Genomic DNA, 16,740 nt, shown 5'->3' with positions numbered 1-16,740 from the left:
TGGGCAGCAAGACGCCTGTGCAGGCCATGAAACAGTCGTACCAGGAGCACCCCCAGCTATTCCACAAGCGACCTTATGATCGTCCGGGATGCGACATCTAGCTACCCTTTCGCAGGCGCCTACCCCTGTGCAGGCCGGACGTAGGAGTGCCCGCGACACGGATCTGACTATGCGTTTGCCAGTTGTAGTTGTCTCTCTGGATGAACGATGGCCGAGGGAACGACGGTCAAGATTGCAGCCATACATCGACTAGCGTTGTCCAAATTTTTGGTTTGCTCGTTCAACTTCTCAAACGACTTAAGGCCATGGAAAAGATTGTTCCGTATCCTGTAGACGATGATCATCAAGGCAAGCAACTCGTCCGCTGCTGGAGCGGTATCTGAGGAAAGAACGGACTCGACCAGATCCCTTCTATCCGATTTCCGAAAGTGCAAGTTCGAGAACCTGTCACCGAATCCGTGAGGAGTGCGATAGCGAAAACGCCAAAAGGTGATGCACTCTACTAGCGTGTGCGCGATGTCTTTGGGAAAGGCATCAGGCTGACACCTGCTCATCAACTTCTCGAACGCGGCAACAGATGCGCGGTTCTCGCACAGAGCGCTTTCAAAGAAGTTCCACATCGTCGTGAAGTTCGACACCGCGGTTTGTGTCTCAGCGGTGATGTGTACGCCGCCGCGTGTATTCCTTGCGATCCACTCGGATGCGCTGAAAGCCTGAGTGTTGATCGTCATATCAGCGGGCTGCTGGTATCAAATGACAGGCAAAATTGTGGAGTTCAATACCAGCAGATCGACTGCAACTGGTTGCCACAGCTCAGTTTTTTCGTGCGCCCATTTGGGACGCACATCCAGAACGTGATGGTATCGAGGCATTGAGCAATTTATCGATCAATCGATACCAGCAAAAATACCATCAATGATGGTATCAAACGCGAGCTTGGTGAAAAATATTTCCTTATAAATTAATAACTTAGAGGACAATTCTCACTCCCACTCGATCGTCGCCGGCGGTTTGGAGCTGACGTCGTAGGTGACGCGGTTGATGCCGCGCACTTCGTTGATCACCCTGCCCGACACTTTCTTCAGGAGCGCATACGGCAGTTCCGCCCAGTCGGCGGTCATGAAATCGCTGGTCTGCACGGCGCGCAGGGCCACGACGTAGTCGTAGGTGCGGCCGTCGCCCATCACGCCCACGCTCTTGACCGGCAGGAACACGGTGAAGGCCTGGCTGGTCAGGTCGTACCAGGTCTTGCCGGTGGCTTCATCGCGGAAGTTGCGCAGCTCTTCGATGAAGATGGCGTCCGCACGGCGCAGCAGGTCGGCGTATTCCTTCTTCACCTCGCCCAAGATGCGCACGCCCAGGCCTGGGCCTGGGAACGGGTGCCGATAGACCATTTCGGGTGGCAAGCCCAGGGCTACGCCCAGCTCGCGCACCTCGTCCTTGAACAGGTCGCGCAGCGGCTCCAGCAGCTTCAGGCCCAACTGTTCCGGCAGGCCGCCCACGTTGTGGTGGCTCTTGATGGTGACGGCCTTTTTGCTCTTGGCGCCGCCGGACTCGATCACGTCGGGGTAGATCGTGCCTTGGGCCAAAAAGGTCGCCCCCTTGTGGCCCTGCCCGCCGGCTTTCAGCTTGGCCGCCTCGGCCTTGAAGACTTCCACGAATTCGCGGCCGATGATCTTGCGCTTCTGTTCGGGGTCCGCCACGCCTTGGAGGTGGCCGAGGAACTGCTCGCTGGCGTCCACGTGGATGACGCGCGCGTGCAGCTTGCCGGCAAACATCTCCATCACCATCTTGCCTTCGTCCAGGCGCAGCAGGCCGTGGTCGACAAAGACGCAGGTGAGCTGGTCGCCAATGGCGCGGTGAATCAGCGCAGCTGCCACCGACGAATCAACCCCACCCGATAGGCCCAGGATGACTTCCTCATCGCCCACCTGTTCGCGGATCTTCTGCACCGCTTCTTCGATGTGGTCCTTCATGATCCAGTCCGGCTTGGCGCCGCAGATCTCGCGCACGAAACGCTGCAACACCGCCGCGCCCTGGATCGTGTGGGTCACTTCGGGGTGGAACTGCACGCCGTAGAAATGGCGCGCCTCGTCCGCCATGCCGGCGATGGGGCAGCTGTCGGTGCTGGCCATCAGCTTGAAGCCTGGCGGCAATTCGGTCACCTTGTCGCCATGGCTCATCCACACCTTCAGCATGCCGTGGCCTTCGAGCGTGGTGAAGTCGGCGATGTCTTTCAGTAGGTCGGTGTGACCGCGCGCCCGCACTTCGGCGTAACCAAACTCGCGCTGATGGGAGCCTTCGACCTTGCCCCCCAGCTGCTGCGCCATGGTCTGCATGCCGTAGCAGATGCCCAGCACCGGCACGCCCAGTTCGAAGACAGCGTCCGGCGCCTTGTCGTCCACCTCGTACACGCTGGCGTGGCTGCCGGACAGGATGATGCCCTTCAGGTGCCCGTCCTTGGCGTACTCGCGCACCCACTCGCTGCTCACGTCGCAGGGATGGACTTCGCTCAGCACATGCGCTTCACGCACGCGGCGCGCGATCAGCTGCGTGACCTGGGAGCCGAAATCGAGGATGAGGATCTTGTCGTGGGACATGGCGCGGAGGCTATGGGTTGCGGACGAGCCGGCGGGGCCCTGACCGGGAAAACCCGATATTCTACGCCAAATCAAGCGCTGGCCCGCTGTGGATCAGCGCGGGCAGCTATCTAATAAATAGCATTAAACCGCGCTCACAGCAGGCTTCGTGGCTGTTGTGGCAAGTCCGTCCATGGGAATCGGGTTGCAGGCGGTGTCGCAGTCCGCCCGCTGGATGCCCTGCCTACCGCTTGCCACGTCACATACCGAGCAGCCAGCGGCCCACTCAGACGCCGTCCGCCTGAAACCCGAATTTGGCGTGGCTGCCGTCACAGAAAGGCTTGTTCTGCGAATGCCCGCAGCGGCACAGCCAGGTGTCGGTCACGCGGTTGACGGTGCGGCCCGTGCCACTGACCACTTCCAGCGAGCCTTGCACATGCAGCGGCCCATTCTTCGTCGGCGTTACCGTCAACGGGCCGTCGCGCTGAGGCAGCGCCTCGGAAGGCTTCGTCGGCGGTTCGCCCGTCGCCTGAAAGCCGCTGCTGTTGTGGCTGCCGTCGCAGTACGGCTTGGACTGCGATGCCCCGCAGCGGCACAGCGTGGCGTGAAAACCGACCGCGTCTTGCGCGACGTCCAGAGGCGCGTGAAACGCCAACGGACCGTTTTCACGCACTCGGACGGTGTTGACCTCAGGCGCGGTTTCCAGTGCACTGCCGTCGGGCCTTTTGCACTGGATCGCGCCCGACGGGCAGTTGTGCGCCAGCTCCAGCACCTGCTCGGCCGTCGCGCGCTCCGGGTGGATCCATGCGCCCTGCACGTTGGGCACGAACACGTCCGGCCGACTGAGCACGCAGTTGCGGGCATGGATGCAGCGTTCGCTGTGAAATTCGATCGTGCAGCTGTCCGACTTGACGGTTTCGACGGGCATGGTGCGTCCTTGATGGGTGCGGCGATGGGAGCAGTATGCGGGTATCTCGCGCTTCCGGCCGAGCGCGCCGCGCCAGCCGCACCCATCGAAAGACGTAGGACAGACGCGGAAATCACAGCGATCCGGCACCCCAAGCGCACGCTTTCCTGCCCGTCGAGGCAGCGCCTTGGCTACGCGTTGGTCGCCGACGCTCAGCGTCTCAGCCATCCGTCATCTTGCGCAAGCGTCCGCGCGCACGAACCAGCAGCGCCAGGCGAACCAGGATGGACACGCCGCCCCACGCATAGACCACGGCGGGCCCAGCGCTCGGGAAGTAGCGCGACGCCAGCCACAGCGCGACGACGTAGGTCAGCGGCACCATCGGCAGCACCGGCCTTGGGTGGGCGGCCCTGTTCCACATGCCTGATGTTGCCCAGCGCGATTTCCAACGCAAACTGCATCGCGCAGGACAGCATCGACAGCAGGACGACCGCCGCAACAGTCAGCATTGGGTGACCGCCCTCACCCGCTTGCGGAGCCGCTCAAGTCCGGCAATCGTGGTCATCACCTGGCGCTGCTCGGTGCCAATGGGTGCGCAACTGACGCAAAAAATCGATGTCGAGCGCGAACCCACTGGCGGAGCCGATCACCGAATCGTAGCCACACGCTGGACAGCATGCCGTCGCCCCCGGAAAGGGAGACGCGTCGTCGCGCAGCGCTCCGGGGTCGTCGTCGCGCGGATCCTCGCTGTCCGTCCACAACCGAATCGCGTGTGCCTCAAACCGCACAAAGCAATGAAAACAGGCGCATGCGTCGCTGCGCATGACTTCGTCGCGGTTTCGGCAACTGTGCGCCACCGCGCGAGACAGCACGTCGGACTGGGTCAAGCGACCTGCCCCCACACCTTCTCCAGCCGCTTCACGCTGACCGGCTGCGGCGTGCGCAGCTCTTGCGCGAAGAAGCTGACGCGCAGCTCTTCCAGCAGCCAGCGCAGCTCTTGCAGGCGCGCGTCCTGCACGCCCTTGCGTTCGGCCACCAGGCGCCAAAAGCGCTGGTCTTGCGCGCGCACTTCGGCCATGCGCTGGGCGTCGCGCGCGGGGTCGGCGCGGAATTTTTCCAGGCGCAGGGTGATGGCCTTCAGGTAGCGCGCGAAGTGCTGCAGCGCAGGCCACGGGGTGTTGATCAAGAACTGGCGCGGCATCAAGCGTTGCAGTTGTTCGGCCGCGTCCCTGGTGGCGTCGGGCGCGTTCTTAGTGTCCTTGATCTTGCGCGCGGCGGCGGCGTAGTCGGTCAGGATCACGCCGGCCAGGCGCGCGACTTCGTTGGCGATCAGCGTCAGCCGCGCGCGGCCTTCGTCCACGCGGCGCGTGAAGTCGGCTTCGTTCGCGGGCAGCGGCTCGCCCAGGAAGGCCCGGTCCAGCGCGACGTCGATGATCTGCTGGCGCAGCTCTTCGGCCGTGCCCAGCGGCAGGTAAGCCACGGCCATCTTCTGCAGGTCGGGCACGTTTTTCTCAAGGTACTTCAGCGCGTCCTTGATCTGCAGCGCGAACAGGTGCCGCAGGCCGGCGCGGTGGCGTGTGGCGGCGACTTCGGGCTCGTCAAACACCTCGATCGTGACCGCGTCGCCCGCGTCCGTCAGCGCCGGGAAGCCGACCAGCGTCTGGCCCTTGCGGCGGATTTCCATCAGCTCGGGCAGTTCGCCGAAGTCCCAACGCGTGTGACGGGCGTCAACCACGGCGGCGCTGCTTGCTTCTGATTTACTAGCTGCTTGCGCAGGTGGTTGTAGGGCTGGCGCGGGTTTTTGTTGATAATCGTCGCTGCCTGGGCTGGCCAGCTCAACCTTGGCCGCCTTCAGACCTGCCAGGGCCTGGAAGGCGCCGCGCGCCTCGCCGCCCAGCTCGGCCTTCAGCGCGGCCAGGTTGCGGCCCTGCCCGCGCTGGCGGCCATGCTCGTCGACCACGCGGAAGTTCATGAACAGGTGGGCCGGCAGCATGTCCAGCTTGAAATCGGTGCGTTTGACGTCCAGGCTGGTCGCGTCGCGCACCTGCTTGAGCAGCGCGTCGACCAGGCTGCCGTGGCCAAAGGCCTCGGGCGTGCCCAGCGTCTCGTTCAGGCGCGCGGCGCTCTCCGGCAGCGGCACGAAGCGGCTGCGCGGCCGTTGCGGCAGGCTTTTCAGCAGCGCCTGGATCTTGTCCTTGAGCATGCCGGGCACCAGCCATTCGGCGCGCGCGTCGCTGACCTGGTTCAGCACGAACAGCGGCACCGTCACCGTCAGGCCGTCCTTGGCGTCACCGGGTTCGTGCAGGTAGGTCGCGGCGCAGTCCACGCCGCCCAGGCGGATCATCTTGGGGAAGGCGCTGGTGGTGATGCCGGCCGCTTCGTGGCGCATCAGTTCTTCGCGCGTCAAGCGCAGCAGCGTGGGCTGCGCACGGCTGGTTTCGCGCCACCATTTTTCAAAGTCGCGCCCGTTGCTGATGCCGCGGGGCACCTGCGCGTCGTAGAAGGCGTAGATCAGCTCGTCGTCGACCAGCACGTCCTGGCGCCGGCTCTTGTGTTCCAGCTCTTCGACCTTGGCGATGGTGCGCGCGTTATCGGCCAGAAACGGCAGGCGGCGCGCCCATTCTTCCGGCCATTCGCCGCCGACCAGCGCTTCGCGCAGGAACAACTCGCGCGCGCCCGCCGGGTCGACCTGGCCAAAGCTCTTGCGGCGTCCGTTGTAGACCAGCAGGCCGTACAGCGTGGCGCGCTCCAGCGCGACCACGTCCTGCGCTTTCTTTTCCCAATGCGGGTCGAGCAGTTGGGTCTTCAGCAAATGCCCGCCCACCTCTTCCAGCCACTGCGGCTCGATCGCCGCAATACCGCGGCCGAACAGGCGCGTGGTTTCCACCAGCTCGGCGCAGACGATCCATTTGCCCGGCTTTTTCGACAGGTGCGCGCCCGGGTGACGGAAGAACTTGATGCCGCGCGCGCCCAGGTATTCGCCGCTTTGCGCGTCTTCGCCTTCCAGCTTGCAGCCGACGTTGCCGAGCAGCCCCGTCAGCAGCGATTTGTGCAGCGCCTCGTAGCCGGCGGGCTGCGCGTTTTCCTTCCACTTGTGCTCCGCCACCACGGTGTGCAGTTGGGTGTGGATGTCGCGCCATTCGCGCACGCGGCGGATGTTGATGAAGTTCTGGCGCAGCAGGTTTTCCCACTGGCGGTTGCTCAGCTTGTGTGCAGGCGCGTCACCGTGGTTTGAAGTGTTTTGTGCTTCCCGCCCTACAGCCACTTGCGCGGGCAGCTTCTCTTTCGATAGCGCATCACGCGCCTGCGCGAGTGCCAGGGCGGCGCGCTGCGCCACCGGCAGCGTGGCCACGTTGGCGGGTGTGCGGCGCTGGCCGCCCTGCCCGCCTTCGCGCGCCGCCATTTCGGCGCGGGTCTTGACGACCTGGCCGCCGCGCGCGTCGTGCAGCCATTTCCACAGACGCAGGTAGCCGCTGAATTCGCTCTTCTCGTCGTCGAACTTGGCGTGCGCCTGGTCGGCCTGGGCTTGGCTGTCCATCGGCCGGTCGCGCACGTCCTGCACGCTCAAGGCGGCGGCGATGATCAGGACTTCGCGCAATGCGCCACGCTCGCGCCCGGCCAAGATCATGCGGCCCACGCGCGGGTCCAGCGGCAGGCGCGCCAGCTCCTGGCCCAGCGGCGTCAACTCCAGCGCCTCATCCACCGCGCCCAACTCCAGCAGCAGCTGAAAGCCGTCGGCAATCGCGCGGCCTGACGGCGCATCCAGGAACGGGAAGTCTTCTACCCGGCCGCCTTCGCCGCCCAGGTGCAGGCTTTTCATGCGCAGGATGACGGCAGCCAGCGACGAGCGAAGGATTTCCGGGTCGGTAAAGCGCGGGCGGCCGCTGAAGTCCTTTTCGTCGTACAGCCGGATGCACACGCCGTCCGACACGCGCCCGCACCGGCCGGCGCGCTGGTTGGCCGCTGCCTGGCTCACCGGCTCGACCAGCAGCTGCTCCACCTTGCTGCGGTAGCTATAGCGCTTGACGCGCGCCGTGCCAGGGTCGATCACGTACTTGATGCCCGGCACCGTGAGCGAAGTCTCGGCCACGTTGGTGGCCAGCACGATGCGCGGCGCGCCGTGCGACTCGAAAACGCGGTCCTGCTCGGCCTGCGACAGGCGCGCGAACAGCGGCAGCACCTCGGCGCTGCGCAGCACCGGGCTGTGCGCGAGGTGTTTGCGCAGGTGATCGGCGGCTTCGCGGATCTCGCGCTCGCCCGGCAGAAAGACCAGGATGTCGCCGGAAGCTACTCGCCCCCACGCTCCGCGCTGCGCGTCTTCGCTGCCCCCCGAGGGGGCCGTGCCTGGCTTGGGGCGGCCCGGCGCCAGGCCGCCCGCCCACAGCTCGTCCACGGCATCGGCGATGGCGTCGTTCAGATCGTGGTCGCGCGATTCTTCGAAGGGGCGGTAGCGCTGCTCGACGGGAAAGGTGCGGCCCGACACCATCAAAACGGGCGCGGGACCATTCTTCCCCTCAAAGTGCTTGGCAAACCGATCCGCATCGATCGTGGCCGAGGTCACGATGACCTTCAAATCCGGCCGGCGCGGCAGAATCTGCCGGATGTAGCCCAGCAGAAAGTCGATGTTCAGGCTGCGCTCGTGCGCCTCGTCGATGATGATCGTGTCGTAGGCTTTGAGCAGCGGGTCGGTCTGCGTTTCGGCCAGCAAGATGCCGTCCGTCATCAGCTTGACCGATGCGTCTTTGGACAGCCGGTCGCCAAAACGCACCTTGTAGCCCACCACCTCGCCCAGCGGCGTGTTCAGCTCGTCGGCGATGCGCTTGGCCACGCTGGTCGCGGCGATGCGGCGCGGCTGCGTGTGGCCGATCAGGCGGCCGCGCTCACCCGGCTTGGCGTTCAGCCGCCCGCGGCCCATGGCCAGTGCGATCTTGGGCAACTGCGTGGTCTTGCCCGAACCCGTTTCGCCGCACACGATGATCACCTGGTGGGCGCGCAGCGCGTCTTCGATCTCGGCGCGGCGGGCCGACACCGGCAGGTTGTCGGGAAACGATATCTTCAGGGGCGCGGCAGGCGCTGCGGTGTCGGGCGAAACGGTCATGGGGGTGGGGATTATCCCAGTGCCCGGCGCGTCGCGCCGGGCACGCGGGCCGCGCAAACTGGTGCACCATCGGGCGGCGAACAGTTCAATCCCTTCCCATCTGGAGACCTGCCACCATGTTTCAAGCCCGCCTTCTCCGCCGCACGGCGACCGTCTCGCTGGCCCTGGGCCTCGCGCTTGGCCTGGCCGCCTGCTCGACAACGCGCGAATCCAGCGTCGTGGCGGCACCCGCCAAGAACAGCGGGCTGAGCGGCGATGCCCCTGTCGGCCTGGTCGACCTGGCCGCACACAAGATGCCAGGCAGCATGGCCGACTACGACCTGCGCGCGCGCCTGCTCACACTGGCACCGGGCGGCGGTGCCGCCGTGCACCCGCACGCAGGACGGCCCGGCATCGTGCTGGTCGTCAAAGGCATGGTGATCGAAGGCCGCGGTAACGACCAGCGCGTGCTGCGCACCGGCGAGCATTGGCAGGAAACCGCTGAAACCAGCCACTGGTTCACCAACCCGAGCAACAGCGAAACCGCTCAGCTGTGGGCGGTGGACATCGTGCCGAAGAAGAAGTGACCCCTGTGCGCCCACCGCGGTGGGCGCTGCGCGGGTGCTGTGGCGTGGGCCGGCGACCGCGTCAAATTACTATCGAATACATAGCTGCTTGCGCAGTTGCATCAAGGGCTGGCGACCTTTCTTATTCATAAATCGTCGCACGTTTACCACATTGCACTTGGCAAACGCTGCGCCTTTGCCCACAATCCGCCCCTTCCTTTCTCCTGGCGATCACGCCGTCCGCAACGAATGACCTTGCGGGCCACGCCCCCCACAGGAGGTTTTGAGATATGTCCTTGACGCACTTCACGCACACCTGACGCGCTCCCATTTCAGCCCCGGCTGGGAGTGATCGTCTTCATCACTGTCCAGCCGCTGGCTTCGCAAAAGCCCTCGGCCCAGATTCTGTTGCCGGGGTTTTTTGCTTTTGGAGCGCACATGAGTGCCAAAACCTTCTCGCGCGCCGCCAGCGGCGGCGCGCGGGCCACCGTGAAACAACTTCGCCGCATGCGCGCGCCCCTGGCGCTGCAGCTGCCCGCACCGCCGCCACGCAACCACGTGGCCCAGGCGCTGGCGCTGCGCAGCGCCAGCAGCGGCGCCGGCCGCCACATCCGCAGCCAGGGCGCCCAGCGCCGCGCGGACCGCATGGCCCTGCAAAGGGCCATGCAACAAGATTGGAAAGACTGACATGGATTTGAACGACACCCGCTTTTTGCCGCGGGAACCTTTGGACGACCACTTGGCCGAGCGCCAGGCCCAGCTGGCGACCATCGCCGCCGAGCTGAAGCAGGAGCTTTTCGGCATCGACGACGTGATCGACCGCGTCATCGACGCCGTGCGCGCCTGGTACGTGATGCCGCAGCTGATCGCCCGCCCGGTGATCGTGTGCCTGTGGGGCCTGACGGGGACCGGGAAAACGCAGTTGACGCGCCTGCTGGTGCAAAAGCTGGGTTTCTACGACCGTTATGTCGAAGTGCAGATGGACGGCTTCAGCAACGGGGCCGGTTGGTACACGCCGGACTCGATCTCGGGGATGCTGGGCGAATCGGGCATCGACGAGGGTGAGCCCGGGGTGCTGCTACTGGACGAGTTCCAGCGCTACCGCACCATCGACAACCGCCGCCAGGACATCAAGGTCGCGCGCTACCAGGACGTGTGGGCTGCTGTCGGACGGGCGGCTGTCGCCCGCGTTGAGCTTCCTGCGCGATCTGGAATACCGCACCGCGTCGGCCCAGTTCGAGCTGGACGAACGCCAAAGCGACACCGACGACACGGACAGCACGCCGGCGCCCAGCGCCGACGCCGCCACCGCAGCGCCAGCGCCCGCCAAGCCGCGCCCCCGCAAGTTCAGGCTGGGCGCCTGGGAGGCGCGCGAGCTGCAGCGCACGCTGAAGCTGAACGTGCCGCTGACCGAGCTGATGGCCTGGTCGCCTGAGCAGGTGCAGGCGGAAGTCGATGCCTTCCGCGCCGACCCAGCGCGCTGGCAGACCGACTACAGCAAGCTGCTGATCATCGTCACCGGCAACCTGGACGAGATGTACGAAGACCTGGCCGAGCGCGTAGAAGACTGCGACACCGACGCCGACGTCTTCCACGCCATGAGCCAGCGCCTGTCGGTGATCGACGTGAAGAAGGCACTCGGGTCGCGCTTTCGCCCCGAGCAGGTGGCGCGGCTGGGCAACCAGCACGTGATCTACCCGTCGCTGTCGCGCTCGGCGTACCAGCGCCTGATCGCCCGCACCTGCGCCCAGTACGTGGACGAGGTCGCGGTGCGTTCGGGCCTGCGCATCGACGTCGCGCAGCCGGTGCTGGACGAGATCTACGCCAACGGCGTGTTCCCGGCCCAGGGGACGCGCCCGGTGTTCTCGACCGTGCACGGCGTGCTGGGTGGGAGCCTGGTGCGCGCCGCGCTGTGGGCGATCGAGCGCGGGGCGCCGCCCGGCGCCGTGCTGCCGCTGACGCTGGGTGATGACCGCAAGCACCTGTGCGTGCGCTGGGGCGACGCCGAGCAGCGCCTGCCCGTGGTGTTCGAGCTGGAAGGCCTGCGCGAGCGCGCCTCGCTGGACTTTCGCACCCTGCTGGCGGTGCACGAGGCCGGTCACGGTCTGGTGTACGCGGTGCTGATGGGCACCGCGCCGCAGGAGGTGCGCATCAACGTCGCCTCGTTCAACGGGGGGTACGCCAGCTACGCGCCGCAGAAAGCCTGGTCGCGCCGCATGCTGCGCGACGTGATCTGCGTGAGCCTGGCCGGTCGCGCGGCAGAAGCGCTGGTGTTCGGTCCAGACGCGGCCACCACCGGGGCCGAAGCCGACCGCAAACAGGCGACCGCCAACGCGATCGCCTACGTGCGCCACCACGGTTTCGGCAGCCGCGTGTCGCGCACCGACGTGACCACGCAGCAGGACGAGGACATCAACACCGATGTCCAGCCAACCAACGCCGAAGCTGAAGCGCTGATGTGCGCCGAAGCCGAACGCGCGACGGCGCTGCTGCGCACGCACGGGGACGCGTTCCGCGCGCTGGTGCAGGAGCTGCTGACCACCGGCACCGTGCCGGCCGCCGAGTTCGCGAAGGTGACGGGGATCGCGGTGACCGCCGCTGCGCCCCACGCGCCCAGCGGACCGGAGCCGTGGCACGCGCGCTGGAGCGCGTTTGCCGGTGACGGCGCGTGAAGCGCGCGGCGCGTTGGTGGGTTGGGTGGCGCGCCCGCCAGCGCGCCCTTCAGCCTCTTGGGCCCGCAGTGGGGCAGTTGGCCCCACCACGCTCGTTTGCTATTGTTAGCATAGCTGCCCGCGCAGATCCTTCTAGCGCTGGCAGCTTTTTTATGCCCAAAACCGGCGTGCGACCCCGCAGGCGGGTGGAGGCCGTTCCCGGGCTCAGACCACCATGCCGGCCAGCCGCTGTGTGACCAGTTGGCGCGCTTCGGCCATGGTGCGCTCGATCAACTCCTGCACCGTGGGGATGTCGTGGATCAAACCGGCCACCATGCCGCAGGACCAGGCGCCGGCGTCCAGGTTGCCGTCTTTCATGACCTTGGGGTAGACGCCGCCGACCTCGTCAATGATGTCGGCAAACGTGATCTTGTCGCCCAGCGCCTTTTCCTTGGCCAGCAGGCGTTCGACGCCGGCGTTGTTCAGCACGCGCTCGGTGTTGCGCAGCGGGCGCATCACCAGGCGGGTGTCCAACTCGGTCGCTTGCAGGATGGCCTGCTTGACGTTCTCGTGCACCGGCGCTTCCTTCGTGGCGATGAAGCGCGTGCCCATGTTCATGCCTTCGGCGCCCAGCGCCATGGCCGCCACCAGCGAGCGGCCGTCGGCCATGCCGCCCGAGGCGATGAAGGGGATCTTCAGCTGTTCGGCCGCGCGCGGCAGCAGGATGAAGTTGGGCACATCGTCCTCGCCCGGGTGGCCGCCACATTCGAAGCCGTCCACGCTGACGGCGTCGCAGCCAATCGCCTCGGCCTTCAACGCGTGGCGCACCGAGGTGCATTTGTGGATCACCTTGATGCCCGCTTCTTTCAGCAGGGGCATCCACTGCTGCGGGTTGTTGCCGGCGGTTTCGACCACCTTGATACCGCCGTCGATGATGCTGCGCACGTAACCGGGGTAGTCCGGCGGCGTGCGCACGGGCAGGAAGGTGAGGTTCACGCCGAACGGCTGGTCCGTCATGCCGCGGCAGCGGGCGATTTCTTCGGCCAGGGCCGCGGGCGAGGGTTGGGTCAGCGCCGTCAGGATGCCCAGGCCGCCGGCGTTGGACACGGCCGAGGCCAGCTCGGCCAGGCCGACGAAGTGCATGCCGCCCTGCACGATGGGGTAGCGGATGCCGAGCATGTCGGTGATGCGGGTGCGCATGAAGCAAATCTCCTGTGGTGGGTGAACCCGCGCGCGGCGGCCTTGCCCTATTGTGCGGACTGCCCTTCGACTTGGCGCGCGCCGCGGTCACACACGCGACTGCAGTGCAGAACGGCGCACCCTGTCCGATCTGCCAGCGCGTCAGAATGTGCCGACCACGTCGATGCTCTCCACGCTTTCCGTCACAGCCGCATGGCAGAACCCGAAACCCCCTTTACCGCCGCCACAGCGCCCGCCCCTGCACCTGTGCGCCACATGAAGGCCGACCGCCACTTCGTCACCGCGCTGGCGCGCGGGCTGGACGTGCTGCGCGCCTTTGCGTCGGGCGAAGAGCGCCTGTCCAACCAGGAACTGGCCGAGCGCTGCGACCTGCCCAAGTCGACCATCACGCGCCTGACCTACACGCTGACGCAGTTGGGCTACCTGCACCGCGTGGGCGAAACCGGGCGCTACCGCCTGGGCCTGGCGACGCTGGGGCTGGGCGGCACCACGCAGTCGCGCCTGGACGTGAAGGAGGCCAGCCACCCGCGCCTGCAGGCGCTGGCCGACCGCACCGGCACGCTGGTGGCGATGGCGATCCGCGACCAGCTGTCCATGCTCTACATCGAGTGCTGCCGCAGCGAAAGCACGCTCATCACCATGCGGCTCAACCTCGGCTCGCGCATGCCGCTGCCCACCACCGCCGTCGGCCGTGGCTACCTGGCGGCCGCGCCGGAGGAAGTGCGCCAGACGCTGGAAGAGCGCCTGCGGGCGCTGAACCCGACCGGCTGGCCGGCGCAGCAACTGGCCATCCGCCAGGCACAGGACGACCTGGCGCAATGGGGCTGCGTGACTTCGTTCGGCGATTGGCGACCTGAAATCAATGGCATCGCCGCGCCGCTGCGCCTGTCGGCCGATTTGCCGCTGATGGTGGTCAACGCGGCGGCCGCGACCGACACCGTCAGTGCCGACCAGTTCCTGCAAGAAGTGCGCCCGGTCCTGCTGGCCACGCTGCGCGAGATCGCGTCGGACTACGGCCGCGCGGCGTGAGGGCGCGGCGCGCGTCTGACCGGCGGCAGGGCCGCCAAAAGCGTTCGACTTCAAGATTTGGATAAAAATCGCCTGCAGCCCTAGAACCACCTGCGCTGGCAGCTATCAAAAGCAGAGTATTGCAGGCGAACCTCTGCCCAGGCGCGCTTTGCGCACCGGCCGCCCCCGGCTTTGCGCAAGCGCTGGGCCGCGCCGAATGTACCGGCGGTCGCTACCACCTCGGCCTGGGCGCCCTGCCCCGCGGCCCGGCTCAGCGCTTGCTCAAGCCCAGCGTGTCGAGGATCTCCTTTTGCTGCTTCATGGTCTTGCCGGCAAAGGCCTGGAAGTCGGCGGTGCCCATGTACTGCGGCTCCATCTCGTAGCGCGCCAGCGCCTGCTTGAAGGGCACTTCCTCCATCGCCTGCTTGAAGGCGTCGTGCAGGCGTTTGACCACGGCCGGCGGCATGCCCTTGGGGCCGATCAGGCCCCAGGGCGAGGTCTCGGCGATCGGGATGCCGACGTCGCGCAGCGTGGGCACGTCCGGGAAGCTGGCCATGCGCTTGGGCGCCCACACCACCAGCAGGCGCATGCGCCCTTCCTTGACGTAAGGCGCCCAGCCGGACGTTTCGGCCGCCGAATCGACCTGGTGCGCCAGCAGCGCCTGCATCGATTCGGCCGTGCCCTTGTACGGAATGTGGTTCAGCTGGATGCCCGCGGCGCGCGAGATGCGTTCCATGGTCAGGTGGTTGGTGGTGGCCACGCCGGGCGTGGCGTAGGTGATCTGGCCGGGCTTGGCCTTGGCGGCCGTCACGTAGTCGGCCCAGCTCTTGTAGGGCGAATCGGCCGGCACGGCGATGCCGAAGGCGTAGCCGGTCAGCCCGACGATGTGCGTGATGTCGGCGTCCGGGCTCCAGCGGTTGTCGGTGGTGTACGGCAGGCGGTACATGCCCAGCGACGAGATGCCCAGCGTGTAGCCGTCCGGCGCCGCCGTCTGCAAGGCCACGGCGGGCATGGTGCCGCCCGCGCCGGTCTTGTTTTCGATGACGATCGGCTGCTTGAGGAGGCGGCCCACCGATTCGGCCAGCACGCGCACCGGCCCGTCGGTGGAGCCGCCGGGCGGAAAGCCCACCATCAGCTTGATCGGGCGGGTGGGCCAAGCAGTGGCGTCGCCCTGCGCGGCGGCCAGCAGCGGCGTGGTGCCCAGGCCCAGGGCGGCCAGGCGGGTCAAGGCGGTGCGGCGTGTGGTGCTGCTCATGGGTGGCTTGTCTCCTTGTGTCGTTGTGGTGAGGTTCAGGCGGTCTGGGCGCGCACGATCTGGTCTTCGATCTCGCGCAGACGGTCCTTGCCAAAGTAGATGTCGTCGCCGACAAAAAAGGTCGGCGAGCCGAACGCACCGCGCGCGTGGGCGGCCTGCGTGTTGGCCAGCAGTTGGTCCTTGACGGCCGCGTCCTGCGTGGCGGCCATGAGCGCGGCTGCGTCCAGGCCAGCCGCCGTGAGTTCGCTGGCGATCACCGCCGGGTCGGCCATGTTGGCGCCGCGCTCCCACATGCTGGCGTACACCGCGTCCACGTACGGCGCCAGCACGCCCGCCTGCTGCGCGGCCACCGCGCCGCGCATGATGCCCAGCGTGTTGACCGGAAAGTGCGGGTTCATCTTGAACTGGCCAAGGCCGTGGCGCTGGATGAAGCGCTTCATCTCCAGCATGTCGTACGCGCGCTTGAGCGGGATGTCGGCGTTGGCCTCCATTGGCGAGCGGTTGTTGGCCAGCTTGAACAGGCCGCCCAGCAGCACGGGCACGTACTCAAAACGCGCGCCGGTGCGCGCTTCAATGTCGGGAATGACCTTGTGCGCCAGGTAGGCGTTCGGGCTGCCGAAGTCGAACAGGAACTGGACGGAGACGGGCTGGTTCATGGCGGGTTTCCTCTGTGAAAAGTGAATTCGACGAAATCAATGGAGTATCAAAACAATAGCTGCTTGCGCAGGTGGCTGTAGGGCCGCAAGCCTATTTTCACCAAGCTTCCATCCACGGCCGGATCTCGGTCTCGTGCGTCCAGGCGTCGCGTGGCTGCTGGTGGATCTGCCAGTACAGGTCGGCGATGTGCTCGGGGTTGAGGATGCCTTCCTGTTCTTTCAGCGCGTAGCGCTCCGGAAACTGGGTGCGGATGAACTCGGTGTCGATCGCGCTGTCGATCACCGGGTGGGCGACGTGGATGCCCTTGGGCCACAGCTCGCGCGCCATGCTTTGCGCCAGCGCGCGCAGCGCATGCTTGGCGCCCGCAAACGCGGCAAAACCCTCGCGCCCACGCAGGCTGGCGGTGGCGCCGGTGAAGATGATGGTGCCGCGCCCGCGTGGCAGCATGGCCTTGGCGACTTCGCGGCCCATCAGAAAGCCGCCAAAGCACGCCATCTCCCACACCTTGAAGTACACGCGGGCCGTGGTTTCGGTGATCGGAAAGCGCACGTTGGCGCCGATGTTGAAGACGGCCACTTCAATGGGGGCGATGTCGCGCTCGATCTTGGCCACCAACTCCACCATCTCTTCTTCCTTGCGCGCGTCGCTGCCAAAGCCGTGGGCGACGCCGCCCTCGGCCTGGATCTGCTCGATCAGCGGCGCCAGCTTGTCGGCGCTGCGGCGCGTGACGCAGGCGATGTAGCCCTCGCGGGCGAAGCGGCGGGCGATGGCACCGCCGGTGGCGTCGCCGGCGCCGATGATCAGCGCGGCTTTTTTGGAGGTGGTTTCGGGCATGGGGCT

General features: G+C 66.5%; 15 protein-coding genes. 5 read left to right on the top strand and 10 right to left on the bottom strand.

Annotated features, from left to right (window positions below):
• Nucleotides 1–167: 167 nt before the first annotated feature.
• The 6 genes from FVQ98_RS18515 to hrpA form a co-directional block, all read right to left on the bottom strand.
• Nucleotides 168–731, bottom strand: a complete 564-nt coding sequence (locus tag FVQ98_RS18515) for a hypothetical protein (RefSeq protein WP_147914935.1) — start codon at nt 729–731, stop codon at nt 168–170.
• Between the two features lie 252 nt (nt 732–983).
• On the bottom strand, nt 984–2,600 hold the full coding sequence (gene guaA / locus FVQ98_RS18510; RefSeq protein WP_147914934.1) for a glutamine-hydrolyzing GMP synthase: 1,617 nt from the start codon (nt 2,598–2,600) through the stop codon (nt 984–986).
• Nucleotides 2,601–2,865: 265 nt separating this feature from the next.
• Nucleotides 2,866–3,507: a CDGSH iron-sulfur domain-containing protein gene (locus tag FVQ98_RS18505; protein ID WP_147914933.1), complete on the bottom strand. Its 642-nt coding sequence runs from the start codon at nt 3,505–3,507 to the stop codon at nt 2,866–2,868.
• A 199-nt stretch (nt 3,508–3,706) separates the two neighbouring features.
• Entirely contained in the window at nt 3,707–3,907 is a 201-nt protein-coding gene (locus FVQ98_RS18500) for a hypothetical protein (protein ID WP_147914932.1), read from the bottom strand.
• 121 nt (nt 3,908–4,028) lie between these two features.
• Nucleotides 4,029–4,373 carry a cytoplasmic protein gene (locus FVQ98_RS18495; RefSeq protein ID WP_147914931.1) on the bottom strand — a complete coding sequence of 115 codons (345 nt, stop codon included), beginning with the start codon at nt 4,371–4,373 and terminating at the stop codon, nt 4,029–4,031.
• Nucleotides 4,370–8,584, bottom strand: coding sequence for an ATP-dependent RNA helicase HrpA (hrpA, locus tag FVQ98_RS18490; protein WP_147914930.1), 4,215 nt, complete (start codon nt 8,582–8,584; stop codon nt 4,370–4,372). The genes FVQ98_RS18495 and hrpA overlap by 4 nt, the downstream gene beginning before the upstream one ends.
• A 116-nt stretch (nt 8,585–8,700) precedes the next feature.
• Here hrpA and FVQ98_RS18485 point away from each other — a divergent pair, with 116 nt between their 5' ends.
• The 4 genes from FVQ98_RS18485 to FVQ98_RS20365 all read left to right on the top strand — a co-directional run bounded on the left by FVQ98_RS18485 (nt 8,701) and on the right by FVQ98_RS20365 (nt 11,801).
• Nucleotides 8,701–9,150 carry a cupin domain-containing protein gene (locus tag FVQ98_RS18485; RefSeq protein WP_147914929.1) on the top strand — a complete coding sequence of 150 codons (450 nt, stop codon included), beginning with the start codon at nt 8,701–8,703 and terminating at the stop codon, nt 9,148–9,150.
• 417 nt (nt 9,151–9,567) lie between these two features.
• Complete coding sequence (locus tag FVQ98_RS18480; protein ID WP_147914928.1) at nt 9,568–9,816, top strand: hypothetical protein; 249 nt, start codon at nt 9,568–9,570, stop codon at nt 9,814–9,816.
• Nucleotide 9,817: 1 nt separating this feature from the next.
• Nucleotides 9,818–10,564 (top strand): AAA family ATPase, encoded by a 747-nt coding sequence (locus tag FVQ98_RS20190; RefSeq protein WP_255507854.1) that lies wholly within the window; start codon nt 9,818–9,820, stop codon nt 10,562–10,564.
• A complete protein-coding gene (locus FVQ98_RS20365; protein WP_370512991.1) occupies nt 10,548–11,801 on the top strand; it encodes a M41 family metallopeptidase in 1,254 nt (417 codons plus the stop codon). The genes FVQ98_RS20190 and FVQ98_RS20365 overlap by 17 nt, the downstream gene beginning before the upstream one ends.
• Nucleotides 11,802–12,005: 204 nt before the next feature.
• Here FVQ98_RS20365 and FVQ98_RS18470 read toward each other — a convergent pair whose 3' ends face one another.
• The gene (locus tag FVQ98_RS18470; protein WP_147914927.1) at nt 12,006–12,980 is read right to left on the bottom strand and encodes an NAD(P)H-dependent flavin oxidoreductase; all 975 of its coding nucleotides are present in this window, start codon (nt 12,978–12,980) and stop codon (nt 12,006–12,008) included.
• Between the two features lie 192 nt (nt 12,981–13,172).
• Between FVQ98_RS18470 and FVQ98_RS18465 the strand changes: the two genes are divergently transcribed.
• The gene (locus tag FVQ98_RS18465) at nt 13,173–14,009 is read left to right on the top strand and encodes an IclR family transcriptional regulator (RefSeq protein WP_255507853.1); all 837 of its coding nucleotides are present in this window, start codon (nt 13,173–13,175) and stop codon (nt 14,007–14,009) included.
• A 250-nt stretch (nt 14,010–14,259) separates the two neighbouring features.
• Here FVQ98_RS18465 and FVQ98_RS18460 read toward each other — a convergent pair whose 3' ends face one another.
• The 3 genes from FVQ98_RS18460 to FVQ98_RS18450 form a co-directional block, all read right to left on the bottom strand.
• The gene (locus tag FVQ98_RS18460; protein ID WP_147914926.1) at nt 14,260–15,243 is read right to left on the bottom strand and encodes a Bug family tripartite tricarboxylate transporter substrate binding protein; all 984 of its coding nucleotides are present in this window, start codon (nt 15,241–15,243) and stop codon (nt 14,260–14,262) included.
• A gap of 35 nt (nt 15,244–15,278) precedes the next feature.
• A complete protein-coding gene (locus tag FVQ98_RS18455; protein ID WP_147914925.1) occupies nt 15,279–15,899 on the bottom strand; it encodes a 2-hydroxychromene-2-carboxylate isomerase in 621 nt (206 codons plus the stop codon).
• A gap of 97 nt (nt 15,900–15,996) precedes the next feature.
• Nucleotides 15,997–16,734 (bottom strand): SDR family oxidoreductase, encoded by a 738-nt coding sequence (locus FVQ98_RS18450; RefSeq protein ID WP_147914924.1) that lies wholly within the window; start codon nt 16,732–16,734, stop codon nt 15,997–15,999.
• Between the last annotated feature and the right edge of the window lie 6 nt (nt 16,735–16,740).

The organism is Ottowia flava (genome assembly GCF_008017535.1).
GTDB classification, from domain to species: Bacteria; Pseudomonadota; Gammaproteobacteria; order Burkholderiales; family Burkholderiaceae_C; genus Ottowia; species Ottowia flava.
Note: the sequence above shows the minus strand (reverse complement) of the source record. Positions and strands in the feature narration are given on the sequence as shown.

Bases quoted from the DNA above. Each gene is read 5' to 3' on its own strand.
- FVQ98_RS18515 (WP_147914935.1), bottom strand. From the start codon at position 731: ATGACGATCAACACTCAGGCTTTCAGCGCATCCGAGTGGATCGCAAGG.
- guaA (WP_147914934.1), bottom strand. From the start codon at position 2,600: ATGTCCCACGACAAGATCCTCATCCTCGATTTCGGCTCCCAGGTCACG.
- FVQ98_RS18505 (WP_147914933.1), bottom strand. From the start codon at position 3,507: ATGCCCGTCGAAACCGTCAAGTCGGACAGCTGCACGATCGAATTTCAC.
- FVQ98_RS18500 (WP_147914932.1), bottom strand. From the start codon at position 3,907: ATGTGGAACAGGGCCGCCCACCCAAGGCCGGTGCTGCCGATGGTGCCG.
- hrpA (WP_147914930.1), bottom strand. From the start codon at position 8,584: ATGACCGTTTCGCCCGACACCGCAGCGCCTGCCGCGCCCCTGAAGATA.
- FVQ98_RS18485 (WP_147914929.1), top strand. From the start codon at position 8,701: ATGTTTCAAGCCCGCCTTCTCCGCCGCACGGCGACCGTCTCGCTGGCC.
- FVQ98_RS18480 (WP_147914928.1), top strand. From the start codon at position 9,568: ATGAGTGCCAAAACCTTCTCGCGCGCCGCCAGCGGCGGCGCGCGGGCC.
- FVQ98_RS20190 (WP_255507854.1), top strand. From the start codon at position 9,818: ATGGATTTGAACGACACCCGCTTTTTGCCGCGGGAACCTTTGGACGAC.
- FVQ98_RS20365 (WP_370512991.1), top strand. From the start codon at position 10,548: ATGGCCTGGTCGCCTGAGCAGGTGCAGGCGGAAGTCGATGCCTTCCGC.
- FVQ98_RS18470 (WP_147914927.1), bottom strand. From the start codon at position 12,980: ATGCGCACCCGCATCACCGACATGCTCGGCATCCGCTACCCCATCGTG.
- FVQ98_RS18465 (WP_255507853.1), top strand. From the start codon at position 13,173: ATGGCAGAACCCGAAACCCCCTTTACCGCCGCCACAGCGCCCGCCCCT.
- FVQ98_RS18460 (WP_147914926.1), bottom strand. From the start codon at position 15,243: ATGAGCAGCACCACACGCCGCACCGCCTTGACCCGCCTGGCCGCCCTG.
- FVQ98_RS18455 (WP_147914925.1), bottom strand. From the start codon at position 15,899: ATGAACCAGCCCGTCTCCGTCCAGTTCCTGTTCGACTTCGGCAGCCCG.
- FVQ98_RS18450 (WP_147914924.1), bottom strand. From the start codon at position 16,734: ATGCCCGAAACCACCTCCAAAAAAGCCGCGCTGATCATCGGCGCCGGC.